Raw genomic sequence first — 17,205 nt, 5'->3', positions numbered from 1 at the left:
AATCCATTCATGACCCAACTTGACTGTTTCTATAGCCTTTCTTCACCCTGGGCGTATTTTGCCGGGCCACAGTTGCAAGACATCGTGCGCCGCCATCAGGTGAAGCTGGTTTTCAAACCATATGACTTTCAACTGGTGGTGCCTCAAACTGGAGGCATTCCCTTGAAGACCCGCCCCGAAGCACGCCGCAGCTACCATGCGCTGGAACTGGCGCGCTGGCGTGATTATTTGGGCATGCCACTGAACCTGGAGCCCAGCTACTACCCAAAGGGCGTGCCTGCCGATGCCAACTGGAACAAAAAGCCCGGCTGGATGGTGATTGCGGCTCAACTGCAAGGCCTGGATGCATTTGCTCTGTCACATGCGTTGTTGCGTGCCCTTTGGGCCGAGGAGCGTGATACCTCGGATGCAGACGTGCGCATTGCCATCGCCAATGCTGCAGGTTATGACGGCCAGGCATTGCACGCGCTGGAGATGTCCCCAGAGGTGCAGGCCGCCTACACGCAGTACACCCAGGAGGCAGTGGATCAGGGAATCTTTGGCTCGCCCATTTTTGTGCTCAATGGTGAACGCTTCTGGGGGCAGGATCGTTTGATGTTTGTTGAGCGGGCGCTGGATAAATTGCGCACTGCAAAGCGCTAGGCTTTTCTCACTCCCATTTCTGCACTGTTATGCATATTCGATTTACCAAAATGCAAGGCGCGGGCAACGATTTTGTCGTGCTTGATGAGACGCAGGGGCGCCTGGGGCTGACCCCGGCGCACTATCGCTTCCTGGCCGACCGTCACTTCGGTGTAGGTGCCGACCAGATTCTGTCCGTGCGCCCCTCGCCCGCAGAAGGCGTGGATTTCGAGTATGTGATACACAACGCTGATGGTGGCGAGGTGGAGCAGTGCGGCAATGGGGCGCGCTGCTTTGCGCGCTATGTGCATGACAAGGGTTTGACCCCAAAAACAGAAATTCGGGTACATACCCAAGCGGGGGTGATTGCCCCCAAGATTACTGCGGATGGTCGTGTGACTGTGAACATGGGCGCTCCGGTGCTGGAGCCTGCGCGAGTGCCTTTTGACGTCACGGGCCTGTCTGCACAACGTCAGGCGCATGCCTGCCTGTGGCCTTTGCAGCTGCAAATGGCCGCGTCCGTTGAGCAGGTGCAGGTGGTTGCAGTGTCCATGGGCAATCCTCACGCGGTGCAACTGGTAGACGATGTGCAAACAGCGCCAGTGGCACTGATGGGCCCGCTGATTGAGCAGCATGTGCGTTTCCCGCAACGTGTGAATGCCGGATTCATGCAGCTGCTGTCACGCACGGAAGTGAGGTTGCGCGTGTATGAACGTGGAGCGGGAGAAACCCTGGCGTGTGGCACGGGCGCGTGTGCAGCGGTGGTTGCCGGTATTCTCTTGGGAGAACTTGACCACCGCGTAGACGTGCATACTCGAGGAGGTCTGCTGACCATTGAATGGGCGGGTGGAGAACAAGACGCTGTCATGATGACAGGGCCTGCCACTACCGTGTTTGAAGGTCAGATTCACATTCCTGAAGCATTATGAACAGCATTGAAACATCCGCCATGAATGACGCCAGCATTGCCGAGTACCTGCTGCAAAACCCTGATTTTTTTGAACGTCATGCCGAGATGCTGACCCGTGTGCAACTCAGCAGCGGCCACGGTCATCGTGCGGTGAGCCTGCAGGAACGTCAGGCAGAAATGTTGCGAGACAAAATCAAGGGGCTGGAAGCTCGCATCATGGAGATCGTGCGCAACAGCAGCGAGAACTCTGCGATTGCACAAAAGATTCACCGCTGGAGCTGTGGTCTGGCGGGCGTGCAAGACGCACGTCAATTGCCCCGAGAGATTGCAGAAGGCATCGAAAAAGAATTTGATGTTCCGCAAGTCGCAATCCGCGTCTGGGATGTTGCGGCTCCTTATCTGGGTCAACTGTTCACCATGGGTGTGAGCGACGATGCCAAGTCGTTTGCGACTTCATTGACCATGCCATTTTGCGGTCCGAATCTGGGCTTTGAGCCCACTGCATGGCTGTCCAACCCCAGCGAAGTGCAGTCGATCGCTTTGTTGCCTTTGCGTGAAGGGATCAATGACAGCCAAAGCCCCGCCTTTGGTTTGCTGGTGCTGGGTTCGCCTGACCCCTTGCGCTTTGACGCCACCATGGGAACGGAATTCCTCTCGCGCATCAGCGAGCAAGCCAGTGCTGCGCTAAGCCGATTGCGCATACTGCCCTCGGGCAACTGATAGGGCCATGGCAGAGACGGCCACGCTTGCTGCACCGCTGCAAGCTTATTTGCAGCATGTGGCTGGCGAGCGACGGCTGGCGCCGCGCACAGTGGCTATTTACACCGACGGCTTGCAGCAGTTGCAAGCCATGGCTACGCAAGCTGGGCAGGATGTACTGGCTTTGCAACCACTGCATATCCGGCGATTTGCAGGCGCTTTGCATGCCCAAGGAAGGCATGGGCGCAGCATTGCGCTGTGTCTGTCGTGCTGGCGTGGCTTTTTTAAATGGGCGGCCTGGCAAGGCTGGGTGGAACGCAATCCGGTAGAAGGCATTCGTGCTCCGACGACGTCCAAGCCCTTGCCCAAGGCTCTGGGGGTGGACGAGGCAGTCCAACTAGCCAGCTATACCAGCAAAAACACGGACCCGTGGGAAGAAGCGCGCGATGCCGCCATGACGGAGCTGCTCTATAGCAGCGGTTTGCGGGTGAGCGAACTATCAGGTCTGGATGTGCAGCCAGGTGCAGGTCTTGGTTGGCTGGATTTGCAAGCTGGGCTGGTGCATGTGACCGGAAAAGGCGGAAAACGACGTAGCGTACCTGTGGGTGCACCGGCCAAAGCCGCGTTGCTGCGCTGGCTGGAATTGCGGGCGAGTCGTTTTGCAGCGCATTGGTCGGAACCTGCTTTGTTTGTGGGTGCACGCGGGGGGCGTATTACGCCACAAACCATTTGGTTGCGCTTGCGCCAGCGGAGCCAGCAAGCTGGATTGCCTGCTGCTGTCCACCCACATGTGCTGCGTCACTCTTTTGCCAGCCATGTCTTGCAGTCCAGTGGGGACTTGCGTGCCGTGCAGGAGCTGCTGGGACACGCCAATATCAGTACCACACAAATCTATACGCGTCTGGATTTTCAGCATCTGGCGCAGGCTTACGAGCAAGCTCACCCTCGAGCGCGCAAAAAGCATGATTGATCACGGTGCTGGCCTTGAGGGGCAAAGCAAGATTTAGAAGCCAACGTGCACGTTTCGCTATTCCGAGCGCCGGCAGAGCATATTCTGCTGCGAGAGTGCAGCCCGCAGTAGTGACTTGCTGATTATCTGTCGTTGTCAGCATTGATGACTTTGTTTCCCATGAGTAAGCACAGAGCTTTTCTGTGTTTATGGCTGCAGGGAAAAAAAAGTTGCTGTGATTTGCTATCCAGGGTTCGTATTTTTGTATCTATAGGGATAGTTTATGAATATTGATAGCTTATGGCGTAGTCTCCATATATGCTCCCATGCAAAACCGTTCGAAATCTGTACACCCTGATATCTCCATGTGCTTGTCGGGATGGATACACTTTCGGCCTCTGGCGTACAGGCATTTACAACTGTGCGCCGCTGTTTGACAGATCAGCGAGCTGTTTTTCAGCAGCTCGCGCATAGCGACAAGGTTGTATTCCTATGGCACTCATTCCCGTCAGCATCCTCACCGGTTTTTTGGGCTCGGGCAAGACCACGCTGCTCAAGCGCGTGCTCAGCGAGTCGCACGGCATGAAGATCGCTGTGATTGAAAACGAGTTTGGTGAAGAGAACATCGATACCGACATCCTGAAGACCGAATCCAAAGAGCAAATTTTGCAGATGAGCAACGGCTGCATTTGCTGCACCATTCGTGAAGATCTGCGAGAAGCGCTGCAATTGTTAGCCGCCAAGCGCCGTCAGGGACTCGTGGAGTTCGATCGTATTGTGATTGAAACCACTGGCCTGGCCGACCCTGGCCCTGTGGCGCAGACCTTTTTTATGGATGATGAGATTGCGGAAACTTATCTGATCGATTCCATCCTGACATTGGTAGACGCCAAACATGCCAATCAGCAGCTCGACGACCGCCAGGAGGCGCGTCGCCAGGTGGGGTTTGCCGATCAGATTTTCCTTTCCAAAACCGATCTGGTGACTGAGGACGAGAAAGAGGCGCTGATCCATCGTCTCAAGCACATGAATCCCCGTGCGCCGATCAAGGCTGTGCATTTTGGAGATGTGCCGCTGAGTGAGGTTTTTGATCTGCGCGGCTTCAACTTGAATGCCAAGCTGGACATAGACCCAGATTTCCTCAAGGAAGATGATCACGATCACAGCCATTGTGACCACGACCATGGTCACTGTGAGCATGACCACGATCATGCTCACCATGAACATGATGTGCATTGCGGACATGATCATGCCCATGGAGAACACTGCAACCATCCACACCATCACCATCATGACGATGATGTGAAGAGCTTTGTATATCGTGCAGATAAAGCCTTTGATCCAGCAAAACTGGAAGACTTCCTGGGTGCCATCGTGAATATCTATGGCCCCAAAATGCTGCGTTACAAAGGTGTGCTGCACATGAAGGGCACCAACCGCAAGGTTATTTTCCAGGGCGTACATCAGTTGATGGGCAGTGACCTGGGGCCGGACTGGGCCGAAGACGAAAAACGTCAAAGCAAGATGGTCTTCATTGGTATTGACTTGCCGCAAGATATATTGAGGCAAGGACTGGACCAGTGCTTGGTATAAAGCCGTAAGGTCTTTTCAAAGCTTGTGGTTGAGCACAGCTTAACCAGACAAGTCTGTGCGTTATGTGCAACTTTAAGTGCCAAGCACGATCTGACCGATACAATCGCGCCCCTGATGAGAACCCGGTAGCTTCATGCCTGATGGGTGAACCGACTGGGCCGTGCTAGTACTGTGAGGAGACAGGAAGTGACAGCAGCCGAGACGAGTAAGAAAAAAGCCACCTCCCAAGTGGCTGCCTCCGCTACCGAGCAAAAGGGCAAGTCTGCAGTCAAGAAAGCTGCAGCCAAATCTAACGCTGCTGCCAAATCCAGCGCGGGGGGTAAATCCCGCACGGTCCCCTCCGAATCAACCAAGGCCGCTGCTGCACCCGCATCAGTTATCAAGGCCGTTTCACATATAACTATGCCAACGACTACTTCTGCGCCTACTCCCTTCGTGACCAAACGCGATCCCAAGCTTGCCAATAACTGGAAGACCAAGCCTGTGGAAGAGCTGACCGACGCTGAAATCGTAGCCATGCATGACAGCGATTACATGAACGATGTCCAGATGGCGTATTTCCGTGCCAAGCTGGTCAAGCTCAAGCAAGACATGCATAACAACGCCGGTGAAACCGCAGAAAACCTGCGTGAAGACACCGTGGTGGTTCCTGATCCAGCTGATCGTGCAACGATCGAAGAAGAGCATGCGCTGGAGTTGCGTACACGCGACCGTGAGCGCAAACTGCTCAAGAAGATTGAACAGGCTATTGCCCGAATCGACGCGGGAGACTATGGTTACTGCGATGAAACCGGGGAACCCATCGGTGTTCCTCGCCTGCTGGCTCGCCCCACTGCCACGCTGTCTTTGGAAGCGCAGCAGCGTCGCGAGCTTAAACAGAAAATGTTCGGAGATTGAGGGAGCGCCGTGCCTTGTGCACGGCTGAGAAAACACATGCACTCAGACAGTGGAAAATCAGGTGGTTTTTTCAACAAGGTAATGCATTTGGTGCGTGGCAATGCAGCAGCTGCCAGCGAATCGTCTGCAGACTTTGAGGGTTTGGGTGCAGCAAGTGATGACCTTAAAGAGGTCTGGGTGCGCAAGCGCCGCAATGAGGCTATCCGGCGGCATGAGTTTGCCCAATTGCGTTTGCTGCGCAATCGCAATGAAGTTGGTGGGCAGTCTCCGCTGGATGACGCAGGCAAAGACGACGAGTTGCTGTCGATGCTCGGGCAGGAAACCCGCAGCACGGAAACGCTGCAAAAAATTGATGCCATTGAGGCGCAGATGTCTGGCCAATGGTGGCGAAATCCGGCACAGGCGGCTGTTAAAGGCGACAAGCCTCCCCTGACACGCAAACTCAATGCCCGCCAACTCAGCGATTTACCTGTTTTGGGAGAAGACAGCGTCGTACAGCCAGCTCCTCCACCAATGGCGCCCGCCAATATGTTGTCCGCTGCCTCTGACGTTGTCTGCCCAGTTAAAGTGGCGCCGGAGCCTGTCGAGGTAGAGCCTTCAGCGGAAGCTTCAGAGCCTGCTGAGCTTTGCTTTCTGCCTTCCCCCGATCTGGAGGAAGCGGCCATTCTGTTTGCTCACGGAGATATCGATGGGGCACGTGCGCGCTTGCTGGAGCAATTGCTTCAGGCGCTGAGTACTGAGCCAGTCAACGACACAAAGGCAGCGGTGTTGTGGCATGCCGCGCTGGATTTGTGCAGGGCGCTGGGTGATGAAGAGGCATTTGAGCCCTTGGCAATTGACTATGCAGAGCATTTCGGGCGTTCTGCCCCGCTGTGGTCTTCCATGCCAGAGCGCTTGGGCTTGCCGCCCCTAACGGGTGATGCGCCAGCAGCGGGAAAAAAGCGACAGTTTCAATGGTCTTGCCCCTCAGTGCTGACTGCTGGTGCTGTGGCGGCGTTGCGTGTGTCACAAGAAGAGGCGCCGCAGCCATGGAGCATGTCATGGTTGCGTCTGACCTCGATAGAGGAGGCTGCACTGCAGCCCTTGGCTCAATTGTTTGATGCATGGGCCAGCAGCCAAGGGCAGTTTCTGTGGTCTGACGTGGGTAAGTTGCTCCAACTGCTGGAGCAGCAGACACCTGTCGGAGAGGGCGCACAACCCGAGCAATGGTGGTCATTGCGCATGAGCGTGCTGCGCTTGCTGAACCGCATGGATGAATACGAGCAGGTGGCCCTGGATTACTGCATCACCTATGAGGTATCGCCCCCTTCATGGGGGGAGCCTGACTGTCTGTGTGTAGCGCAGGAGGAAGGGGCGGCAGACGTTTCCATTTTGCAAGAAGCTTCACTGCACTCAGCGCATCCCGCAACCCCAGGCACTGTGGCAGCCCCAACGCCTGTTGCCAAGCAAGGCTTGGCAGGGGTGCTGGAAGGCGATTCTCAGCCATGGCTGGATGCATTGACGGCACAGGCCAAGTCGGGACAAGTGCTCGAAGTCGCTTGTGACAACTTGATTCGTCTGGATTTTGTGGCAGCTGGTGGAATTTTGAACTGGGCGGCAGACATGCAAAGCCAAGGCTATGTGGTGAGATTTACGAATTTGCACCAGCTGGTGGCCGTGTTTTTCTGTGTCATCGGGATCCACGAGCACGCACAGGTACAGGCCACAATCAACTGAGTAGCGTAAAAAATGCAGAATGAACGCTTGTATTTGCACGCGTAGTCCTCATCTGCAGTCGCTATGGAACAGTATCACGGCACCACTATCATCAGCATTCGTCGAGAGACACCCCAGGGCGTACAAGTGGCCATTGGCGGCGACGGACAAGTCACCTTGGGTCATATCGTGGTCAAAGGCTCCGCGCGTAAGGTGCGCAAGCTCTACCACGGCAAGGTACTGGCAGGCTTTGCTGGTGCCACGGCCGATGCATTCACTTTGTTTGAACGTTTTGAAGCCAAGCTTGAAAAGCACCAGGGTCATTTGACGCGCGCAGCCATAGAGCTGACCAAGGAATGGCGTACCGACCGGGTTTTGCGCAAACTGGAGGCCATGCTGGCCGTGGCAGACCACAGCGCGTCGCTGATCATCACAGGCAATGGTGATGTTCTTGAACCTGAGCAAGGCATTGTGGCGATTGGCTCGGGTGGTGCCTATGCGCACTCTGCGGCCAAGGCATTGCTGAACAATACCGACTTGTCAGCCGAGCAGATTGTCAAGAAGTCGCTGGAGATTGCCGGCGAGCTGTGCATTTACACCAATATGAACCACACCATCGAGACCTTGTAAGTCTGGGTGATTCAGTATTCATGACTGCCAGCACTTGTGTTGCGCAAACTGGCAGCTTATCTAATTGAAATAAATATGTCCTCCATGACCCCCCAGGAAATCGTTTCCGAGCTGGACAACCATATCGTCGGTCAGGCTGCTGCCAAGCGAGCGGTGGCAATTGCGCTGCGTAATCGCTGGCGCCGCCAGCAGGTGGCAGAAAGCCTGCGCCAGGAGATTACGCCCAAGAACATTTTGATGATTGGCCCCACAGGCGTGGGCAAGACCGAGATTGCACGTCGGCTTGCGCGACTGGCCGATGCGCCCTTTATCAAGGTCGAAGCTACCAAGTTCACCGAGGTGGGCTATGTGGGCAAGGACGTGGACTCCATCATCCGTGATCTGGCAGAAATTGCAGTCAAACAAGCACGCGAGGCGGAAATGAAGAAACAGCGCATGCGTGCGGAAGATGCTGCTGAAGACCGCATTCTGGATGTGTTGTTACCAACTGCGCGTACAGATGGGCCGGTGGAGGACAGCAGCACGCGCCAGATTTTCCGCAAGAAGCTGCGTGAAGGGCAACTGGACGATAAGGAAATTGAGATCGAAGTGGCAGATGCCAAGCCTCAGCTGGAGATTCTCGGCCCTCAAGGCATGGAAGAGATGGCAGAGCAATTGCGTGGCATGTTCAGTCAAATGGGGCAGGAGCGGCGCAAGACGCGCAAGCTCAAAATCAAGGATGCTTTGAAACAGTTGGTGGATGAAGAAGCTGCCAAACTGGTCAATGAAGAAGAAGCGAAAACCCGTGCGCTGAGCAACCTTGAGCAAAATGGAATTGTCTTTCTGGATGAAATCGACAAGGTTGCAACCCGACAGGAAAGCAGTGGCTCTGATGTGTCGCGTCAAGGGGTACAGCGTGATTTGTTGCCCTTGGTTGAAGGCACCACGGTATCTACCAAGTACGGCATGGTGAAGACCGATCACATCTTGTTCATTGCTTCGGGTGCATTTCACTTGTCCAAACCCAGCGACTTGATCCCTGAGTTGCAAGGGCGCTTCCCGATCCGGGTGGAGCTGGAGTCTTTGTCGGTTCAAGACTTTGAAGCCATCCTCACGCAAACTCATGCTTCGCTGGTCAAGCAGTACCAGGCGCTGCTTGAGACAGAAGGCGTCAAGCTGGTGTTTACGGCAGAAGGCATTACCAGACTCGCGCATACTGCATTCACTGTCAATGAGCGTACGGAGAACATCGGAGCACGCCGCCTGTCGACCGTTATGGAGCGTTTGCTCGATGAGGTCAGCTTTGATGCAGTCAAGCTGTCAGGTCAAACCGTCACCATTGACGCTGCATATGTAGATGCACGCTTGCAGATGCTGAGTCAGGACGAAGATCTGTCAAGATACATCCTGTAACAGCTTGACTCTTTCCTGTTCCCCCTGGGTGATCGTTGATCACCCAGGGGGATTTGTTTTGCTAAAGATCGTAAATGGCATGTAGGACGGGATTGCACCTCCGACGAACGGCTAAGTGCTTGAATTGAAAAGAATTTTTGTCATTCTTTAGGTATTTTTTGCTTTCTAAGTTATTGATTTCATTGCAAATGTTTGTTCTGCCCCTGATGGCTTTCCCTGAATTTGCTGCTACAGTGCAAAAAAGTGCAATTAAGTGGTGAAAGTTGCCTTAATCGCCTAAGTCAGGCGCTCAAGGCCCAAGCAAACGGGGTGTGACAAATCGTGTTTCAAGGGGCTTCTTCGCTGAATCTCGATGGAAAGGGACGGTTATCCATACCGACCAGGCATCGTGACGCCCTGATTTCGCAAGCACAAGGTCAGATAACCATCACCAAGCACCCGCATGGTTGCCTGATGCTCTTTCCACGCTCTGAGTGGTTGCTGTTCCGTGAACGGATTGGTCAATTACCCATGCAGGCGCAATGGTGGAAGCGCATTTTTCTGGGCAATGCCATGGATGTAGACATGGATGGCACGGGTCGCGTGCTGGTCTCTCCGGAATTGCGCCAAGCGGTAGGCCTTGAAAGAGAGGTGATCCTGCTTGGTATGGGAAATCACTTTGAGCTCTGGGACAAAGCCACTTATGAAGCCCATGAGGCGCAAGCCATGCAAGCGCCCATGCCCGATGTATTCCAAGATTTTGCTTTCTGAAAAGGGCGAGCGTTGAACCAGCCCCTCCAACACATCACAGTTTTGCTCAATGAAGCGGTAGACGCTTTGTTGGGGGATGATGCGTCTGCCGTGGACGGCAGCTATGTAGATGGAACCTTTGGTCGTGGAGGCCATTCCCGATTGATTCTCACCAAGCTTAGCCCGCAGGGGCGGTTGATTGCCTTCGATAAAGACCCATTGGCGATTGCAGAAGCCGGGCGTATACAAGACGCCCGTTTTTCTATTCGGCACGAAGGTTTTCGCCATATGAGCGAGTTGCCAGAGGCCAGTGCCGACGGCATCTTGATGGATCTGGGTGTGAGTTCCCCCCAGATTGATCAGGCCGACCGTGGCTTCAGCTTCCGTTTCGATGGTCCTTTGGACATGCGCATGGACACCACGCGTGGTCAGAGCGTGGCAGAGTGGTTGGCAGATGCCGAAGTGCAGCAAATCACGGATGTGATTCGCGACTATGGCGAAGAGCGGTTTGCGTTTCCGATCGCCAAAGCGATTGTGGCGCATCGTGAAGCCCATGGTCCGCTGCAAACAACGACCGAGCTGTCCAATCTGGTTGCGAAGGTGGTGAAGACCCGTGAAGCTGGTCAGAACCCTGCAACACGTACTTTCCAGGCCTTGCGCATTTTCATCAATGCCGAACTGGTGGAGCTGGAGGAGGCGCTGGCGGCCAGCCTGCGGGTGCTCAAGCCTGGTGGACGTCTGGCCGTGATCAGCTTTCACTCCTTGGAAGACCGCATCGTCAAGCAATTCATTGCGGAGCACTCCAAAGAGGTTTATGACCGCCGCACACCCTTTGCTGCACCCAAACCCATGCGCCTGAAGGCCCTGGAGCGTATTAAACCTAGTAAAGCGGAAGTGGAGGCGAACCCTCGATCTCGCAGTGCGGTAATGCGTGTGGCTCAACGTACCGAGGTGCCTGCATGAGATGCCTCGCACGGTTTCACCCGACAGGGAGGTGGTGCCTATGCTGCGCCTGAACTTTTTGTTGCTGGTGGCCGTTATGTTGAGTGGTTTGTATTTGGTGCAAACCCAGTACGACTCACGTCGACTTTTTACCGAATTGCATCGCGCCACCAATGAAGCGCGCAATCTGGAGACTGAGTACCAGCGCTTGCAGGTGGAACTGCGTGCGCAGTCTTCACCATCTCGTATCGAGGCTTTGGCTGTTGCTCAAGGCTTGCAGGGTGTATCGCCTGCTATTACCCACTATGTACGTGACACACAGCCTGCGGGAGGTGTGCAATGAGGCGCGGTCTCAATTACACCTCCAGCCCTTTGCTGGCAAGTAAAACGCCAGCATGGCGCAGCAAGTTTGTCATGGCTTGTGTGGTGTTTGGATTCCTGGGGTTGGCTGCACGCGCTGCATGGGTGCAGGTGATCGACAACGACTTTTTCCTGCGCCAGGGTGAAGTGCGTTTTGCACGTACGCTGGAGTTGTCTGCCAATCGTGGCCGCATTCTGGACCGTAACGGGCTGATCCTGGCATCCAGTGTTCCTGCTGCCAGCATCTGGGCGATTCCAGAAGACGTGGAAAAGAACACGCCTGAAGATCTGGCCAAGTTGCCCCAATTGGCAAAGCTGATGGAGATGCCACTGGATCAGCTCAAGAAAAAGCTCTCGGAAGACAAGAGCTTTGTCTGGGTCAAGCGGCAGCTGGATTGGGAAGTGGGACAGGAAATCAAGGCACTGGGCATCAAGGGCGTCTATCAAAGTCGTGAATACAAGCGCCAGTACCCCGAAGGGGAGGCTGCAGCCCATATCGTCGGCTTTACCAATGTGGAAGACAAGGGCCAGGAAGGCATGGAGCTGGCCTTTGAAAAGGATTTGGCAGGCAAGGTGGGCTCACGTCGCGTCATCAAAGACCGCATGGGGCGTGTGGTGGAAGGAGTGGGCGAGGAGATCCCGCCCATAGATGGACGGGATATTCAACTTTCCATTGACAGCAAGATCCAGTTTTTTGCCTATCAGAAGCTCAAAGAGCAGGTCATTGAACACAAAGCGGTGGGCGGTACTGTTGTGGTGATGGATGCCAAGACTGGCGAGTTGCTGGCGCTGGCCAATTACCCCAGCTTCAATCCTTCCAACCGCAAGCGTTTGACTGGTGAGCAGTTGCGCAACCGGGCGATCACGGACGTGTTCGAGCCAGGCTCAACCATGAAGCCGATCACGGTGGGCGTTGCTCTGGAGAGTGGCAAGTTCAAGCCTTCGACGGTTGTGGATACCACGCCGGGCCGCATCAATGTGACGGGTTCTACCATTTCGGACACGCGCAACTATGGCCTGCTAACGGTCGAAGGAGTGATCCAAAAATCCTCCAACGTGGGTACGACCAAAATTTCCCAGCAACTGACCGCTCAGGAGATGTGGGAAACCTTCTCAGCTGTCGGTTTTGGTCAAAAACCGCAAATTGCCTTTCCTGGTGCTGCCAGCGGACGGCTACGCCCTTATAAGACATGGCGTCCTGTCGAGCAGGCCACGATGTCTTATGGCTATGGCTTGTCGGCCAGCTTGTTGCAGATGGCGCGTTCTTACACGGTGTTCTCCAATGGCGGCAAGGTGATTCCTGCCACCATGCTCAAGCTGGATAAGCCGCCAGTCGGGGTGCCCGTGTTCTCAGAGCGGACCGCTGAGCAGGTACGCAAGATGCTGGCACTGGCGACAGGCCCAGGAGGAACAGGTCAGCGCGCTCAGACCGTTGGCTATTCCGTGGGTGGCAAGTCGGGCACTGCGCGCAAGCAAGTCGGGAAAAACTATGCCGCAGGAAAATACCGCGCTTGGTTTACCGGTATGGCGCCGATTGAGAATCCGCGCGTGATTGTGGCCGTGATGGTTGATGAGCCGAGCAATGGCACCTACTACGGAGGGGCGGTTGCTGCACCTGTCTTCAGCACGGTGGTACAGCAGAGTTTGCGTCTCTTGGGAGTGGCTCCTGACATGGCGGTACAGCCGCAAATTGTCGCCAACCCAGTGGAGGAGTCGCTGTGAATCGCGCACCCGAATTCATGAATGATCTGCAGCAAGCATTCGCTTGGCTGCGTGCCCGTGTCACGGGCCAATTGCGTACCGACAGTCGCTTGGTAGAACCGGGCGATGGTTTTATTGCATGGCCTGGTGGTGTCACCGATGGTCGCAAGCACGTTGCATCTGCCTTGGATCGTGGAGCTGTTGCTTGTTTGGTCGAACACGAAGGCCTGGAGGCCTTTGCTCTGCAAGGTCCTGTTGCCAGTTTCCAGGGATTGAAGGCGGCGACAGCAGATATTGCTGCGCAATGGTGCGGATTTCCATCGCAGCAACTGCAAGTGTTGGCAGTGACCGGAACGAATGGCAAGACTTCAACGGCATGGTGGCTGGCGCATGCATTGGCCCATTACCAGGACGGCCTGCGCAAGGGCTGTGCCATGGTGGGAACGTTGGGTATTGGCGTGCCGCCGCATGTTGTGACAACGGGGCTTACCACGCCTGACCCCGTGTGTCTGCAGTACGCGTTTGCCGACTACGTGCAGCAAGGCATTGCGGCTTGCGCCATTGAAGCTTCATCGATTGGCATTGAAGAGCATCGTTTGGGTGGCACAAGCATCCATACCGCTGTCTTTACCAACTTCACCCAGGATCATCTGGACTACCACGGCAGCATGCAGGCTTACTGGCAGGCCAAGGCCAAACTGTTTGCCTGGCAAGGCTTAAAAGCCGCGGTGATCAACACGGACGATGCATATGGCGCGACGCTGGCTAACGAACTGTTGGCGCGTGGCGAGCTGGATGTGTGGACGGTGGCGGTGGATGCTCCCGCGCGTTTGCTAGCCCGTGATGTGCGGCATGGTGTACGAGGTCTGCGCTTTGAAGTGCAGGAAGGTACACAGATGCTGACCATGGAAACCGGGCTCATCGGTCAGTACAACGTGAGCAACATGCTGGGTGTGTTGGCCACGCTGCGCACACTGGGTATCAGTTTGGCGGATGCCGTGCAGGCATGCGCAGATTTGGAACCCGTGCCTGGTCGCATGCAGCAAATTGCGCAACACAACCAGCCTTTGGTGGTGGTGGACTATGCCCATACCCCCGACGCCCTGGAGCAAGCGCTTCGAGGTCTGCAACCCGTGGCCCAGGCGCGTGGCGGCAAGTTGCATTGTGTGTTTGGCTGTGGTGGCAATCGAGACGCCACCAAGCGCCCATTGATGGGGCAGGCCGCGCAGCGTCAGGCAGACGTGCTTTGGGTGACCAGTGACAACCCTCGTGGCGAACAGCCAGACGCCATCGTGGCGCAAATTGTGGCGGGCATGCAAATGCAAGGCGTGCATGTGCAAGTGGATCGCACCCAGGCCATCAATCAGGCGATTGTGCAAGCCGATGACCGCGATGTGGTGCTGCTGGCAGGCAAGGGACACGAGGACTATCAGGAAATCATGGGTGTGAAGCACCCATTTTTGGACATGGACAAAGCTTTGGCAGCTTTGCGCCAGCGAGAAGGACAGAGCAAGTGATGATGACTTTGCAACAGGCACTGGCGTGGATCAGCATCTTCCAACCGCAAGCTCGGTTGGTGGGTGATGCTGCGACGCCCCTGCAGCGCGTGCACACTGACAGCCGCACGTTGCAAGCAGGCGACCTGTTTGTGGCGCTCAAAGGTGAGCGCATGGATGCGCATGAGTTTTTGCCGCAGGTGAAAGCGCAGGGCTTGGCTGCGGCCGTGATTGCACATGGCGGACTTGACGCTTTGGGGTTGACAGGCATCGAGGTGCCAGATACCACGCAGGCTCTGGGCGCGCTGGCTGCGGGCTGGCGCAGCCAGTTCAATGTGCCGCTGATTGCAGTGACCGGCAGCAATGGCAAGACCACGGTCACGCAGATGATTGCCAGCATTTTGGCAGCGCACGCGGCAGAGGCTGCTTTGGCGACCCAGGGCAACTTCAACAACGCCATCGGTGTGCCACTGACGCTGTTCCGCATGACGGCGGCACACAGTATCGGCGTCGTTGAGCTGGGCATGAACCATCCCGGAGAAATCACGGAGCTGGCACGCATTGCGCAGCCTACCGTGGCACTGGTGAACAACGCGCAGCGTGAGCACCAGGAGTTCATGCACACCGTGCAGGCGGTGGCCGAAGAAAACGCCAGCGTGTTTGCGCACGTGCCTGCGGATGGCTCGGTGGTTTTTCCGTCAGATGACACCTATACCCCCCTGTGGCGAGAGTTGGCTGGTGAGCGCAAGGTGCTGACCTTTGGTGAGGCGCTTGCCGATGTCACCGCCGTATCTGCCACTTGGGCGGAAAGCGCTTGGCAAGTTCGGGTTCAAACCCCGCAAGGCAATTTTGACTGTGCACTGCATATTGCTGGCCGCCACAACGTGCGCAATGCGCTGGCGGCCACTGCCTGCGCATTGGCAGCAGGTGTGCCTGTGATCGCGATTGCGCAGGGTTTGAGTACTTTCCTGCCTGTCAAAGGACGTTCACGCTCCGGTGCGGTGGTCTGCGATGGCCGCCGCATTGACGTGGTGGACGACACCTACAACGCCAATCCTGACTCGGTGCAAGCGGCGATTGCCGTTCTGGCAGAGCTGCCAGCGCCACGCATGCTGGTGCTGGGGGATATGGGTGAGGTTGGTGACCAAGGTCCGGCATTCCATGCCGAAGTGGGCTGCAGTGCCAAGGAAGCAGGGATTGAGACTTTTTTTGCACTGGGCGCATTGATGCAGCACGCAGTGGCTGCTTATGGCCCGGGAGCACAACATTTTGATGATATGGCCGCGCTGATTGCTGCGGTTCAAGGGCGTATGGCCCAGACCGGCAGTGTGCTGGTCAAAGGTTCGAGAAGTATGAAGATGGAACAAGTGGTGCAGGCGCTGGAAAACGCCTGCAGTGAGGGGGCAACATGCTGCTGATCTTGGCTGAATGGCTGCAGAGTTTGTCGCCCGACTTTAGTTTTTTGCGCGTGGTGCAGTACATCACGTTCCGTGCAGTGATGGCTGCAGTCACCGCTTTGGCCATTGGCTTGTACGTTGGTCCCAAGGCCATCCGCATGCTGACAGCATTGAAGATGGGGCAACCTGTGCGTGGCTACGCCATGCAGACCCATTTGGTGAAAAATGGCACGCCCACCATGGGCGGGGTATTGATTCTGTTCGCCATTGCGGTGTCCACACTGTTGTGGTTTGACCTGAGCAACCGCTTTGTCTGGATCGTGCTGCTTGTGACCCTGGGCTTTGGCGCCATTGGCTGGGTGGATGACTGGCGCAAGGTGGTCAACAAAGACCCGGAAGGCATGCGCTCGCGAGAGAAATACTTCTGGCAGTCTGTGATCGGCCTGATCGCTTCTGTGGCGCTGGTCTTCAGCATCTCCGAGAACTCCAACAGCCGGGCTTTCGAGTTGTTCGTGACATGGGTGCAGTCCGGCTTTTCGATGGAGCTTCCTCCGCAAGCGGGCTTGATGGTGCCTTTCTTCAAGGAAATCAGTTATCCGCTGGGCGTGCTGGGGTTTGTGGTTCTGACCTATCTGGTGATAGTCGGCGCGAGCAATGCGGTCAACCTGACCGATGGCCTGGATGGCCTGGCCATCATGCCGGTGATCATGGTGGGAACGGCACTGGGTATTTTTGCTTATGTGACGGGGAATGCCAATTACGCCAAATATCTGCACTTCCCAAGCATTCCGGGTACGGGCGAGTTGATGATCTTCTGCGGCGCCATGGCAGGTGCAGGCTTGGCGTTTCTGTGGTTCAACGCTCATCCGGCACAAATCTTCATGGGCGACGTAGGCGCGCTGGCGCTGGGGGGCGCGTTGGGCACGATTGCTGTGATCGTGCGCCAGGAAATTGTGCTGGCCATCATGGGCGGCATTTTTGTGGCGGAAGCTGTGTCGGTGATGCTGCAGGTAGTGTGGTTCAAGTACACCAAAAAACGCTACGGCGAAGGCCGCCGTCTGCTCAAGATGGCTCCTTTGCACCACCACTTTGAAAAGAGCGGCTGGAAGGAAACGCAAGTGGTGATCCGTTTCTGGATCATCACCATGTTGCTGTGTCTGATCGGTCTGTCCACCCTGAAGCTGAGGTAAGCCT

Annotated in this window: 16 protein-coding genes; all 16 read left to right on the top strand. The window is 55.9% G+C overall.

The window, feature by feature from the left end; translation table 11 throughout:
* Positions 1-9: 9 nt before the first annotated feature.
* Positions 10-642 (top strand): 2-hydroxychromene-2-carboxylate isomerase, encoded by a 633-nt coding sequence (locus tag QEP11_RS02165; protein WP_284334931.1) that lies wholly within the window; start codon positions 10-12, stop codon positions 640-642.
* Positions 643-671: 29 nt separating this feature from the next.
* On the top strand, positions 672-1,550 hold the full coding sequence (dapF, locus tag QEP11_RS02160) for a diaminopimelate epimerase (RefSeq protein WP_284334929.1): 879 nt from the start codon (positions 672-674) through the stop codon (positions 1,548-1,550).
* Positions 1,547-2,251 (top strand): DUF484 family protein, encoded by a 705-nt coding sequence (locus QEP11_RS02155; RefSeq protein ID WP_284334928.1) that lies wholly within the window; start codon positions 1,547-1,549, stop codon positions 2,249-2,251. The genes dapF and QEP11_RS02155 overlap by 4 nt, the downstream gene beginning before the upstream one ends.
* A gap of 7 nt (positions 2,252-2,258) precedes the next feature.
* Positions 2,259-3,200, top strand: a complete 942-nt coding sequence (locus QEP11_RS02150; RefSeq protein WP_284334926.1) for a tyrosine recombinase XerC — start codon at positions 2,259-2,261, stop codon at positions 3,198-3,200.
* A 471-nt stretch (positions 3,201-3,671) separates the two neighbouring features.
* Entirely contained in the window at positions 3,672-4,772 is a 1,101-nt protein-coding gene (locus QEP11_RS02145; protein WP_284334925.1) for a CobW family GTP-binding protein, read from the top strand.
* A 186-nt stretch (positions 4,773-4,958) separates the two neighbouring features.
* A complete protein-coding gene (gene dksA, locus QEP11_RS02140; protein WP_349816738.1) occupies positions 4,959-5,669 on the top strand; it encodes an RNA polymerase-binding protein DksA in 711 nt (236 codons plus the stop codon).
* Between the two features lie 36 nt (positions 5,670-5,705).
* Entirely contained in the window at positions 5,706-7,385 is a 1,680-nt protein-coding gene (locus tag QEP11_RS02135) for an STAS domain-containing protein (RefSeq protein ID WP_284334924.1), read from the top strand.
* 63 nt (positions 7,386-7,448) lie between these two features.
* Positions 7,449-7,994: an ATP-dependent protease subunit HslV gene (gene hslV / locus QEP11_RS02130; protein ID WP_284334923.1), complete on the top strand. Its 546-nt coding sequence runs from the start codon at positions 7,449-7,451 to the stop codon at positions 7,992-7,994.
* A 75-nt stretch (positions 7,995-8,069) separates the two neighbouring features.
* The gene (gene hslU / locus QEP11_RS02125; RefSeq protein ID WP_284334922.1) at positions 8,070-9,386 is read left to right on the top strand and encodes an ATP-dependent protease ATPase subunit HslU; all 1,317 of its coding nucleotides are present in this window, start codon (positions 8,070-8,072) and stop codon (positions 9,384-9,386) included.
* Positions 9,387-9,707: 321 nt separating this feature from the next.
* Positions 9,708-10,136: a division/cell wall cluster transcriptional repressor MraZ gene (mraZ, locus tag QEP11_RS02120; RefSeq protein WP_284334921.1), complete on the top strand. Its 429-nt coding sequence runs from the start codon at positions 9,708-9,710 to the stop codon at positions 10,134-10,136.
* A 12-nt stretch (positions 10,137-10,148) separates the two neighbouring features.
* Entirely contained in the window at positions 10,149-11,078 is a 930-nt protein-coding gene (gene rsmH, locus QEP11_RS02115; RefSeq protein ID WP_284334920.1) for a 16S rRNA (cytosine(1402)-N(4))-methyltransferase RsmH, read from the top strand.
* Between the two features lie 40 nt (positions 11,079-11,118).
* Positions 11,119-11,400, top strand: coding sequence for a cell division protein FtsL (gene ftsL, locus QEP11_RS02110; protein ID WP_284334919.1), 282 nt, complete (start codon positions 11,119-11,121; stop codon positions 11,398-11,400).
* The gene (locus QEP11_RS02105; RefSeq protein WP_284334918.1) at positions 11,397-13,139 is read left to right on the top strand and encodes a peptidoglycan D,D-transpeptidase FtsI family protein; all 1,743 of its coding nucleotides are present in this window, start codon (positions 11,397-11,399) and stop codon (positions 13,137-13,139) included. Before ftsL ends, QEP11_RS02105 begins: the two co-directional genes overlap by 4 nt.
* A 17-nt stretch (positions 13,140-13,156) precedes the next feature.
* Positions 13,157-14,635, top strand: coding sequence for a UDP-N-acetylmuramoyl-L-alanyl-D-glutamate--2,6-diaminopimelate ligase (locus QEP11_RS02100; protein ID WP_284335195.1), 1,479 nt, complete (start codon positions 13,157-13,159; stop codon positions 14,633-14,635).
* The gene (locus QEP11_RS02095; protein WP_284334917.1) at positions 14,635-16,032 is read left to right on the top strand and encodes a UDP-N-acetylmuramoyl-tripeptide--D-alanyl-D-alanine ligase; all 1,398 of its coding nucleotides are present in this window, start codon (positions 14,635-14,637) and stop codon (positions 16,030-16,032) included. Before QEP11_RS02100 ends, QEP11_RS02095 begins: the two co-directional genes overlap by 1 nt.
* Entirely contained in the window at positions 16,023-17,201 is a 1,179-nt protein-coding gene (gene mraY / locus QEP11_RS02090) for a phospho-N-acetylmuramoyl-pentapeptide-transferase (RefSeq protein WP_284334916.1), read from the top strand. The genes QEP11_RS02095 and mraY overlap by 10 nt, the downstream gene beginning before the upstream one ends.
* The last annotated feature ends 4 nt before the right edge of the window (positions 17,202-17,205 follow it).

This window comes from Comamonas halotolerans (assembly GCF_030162935.1).
In the GTDB taxonomy this organism is placed as follows: domain Bacteria; phylum Pseudomonadota; class Gammaproteobacteria; order Burkholderiales; family Burkholderiaceae_C; genus Comamonas; species Comamonas halotolerans.
Note: the sequence above shows the minus strand (reverse complement) of the source record. Positions and strands in the feature narration are given on the sequence as shown.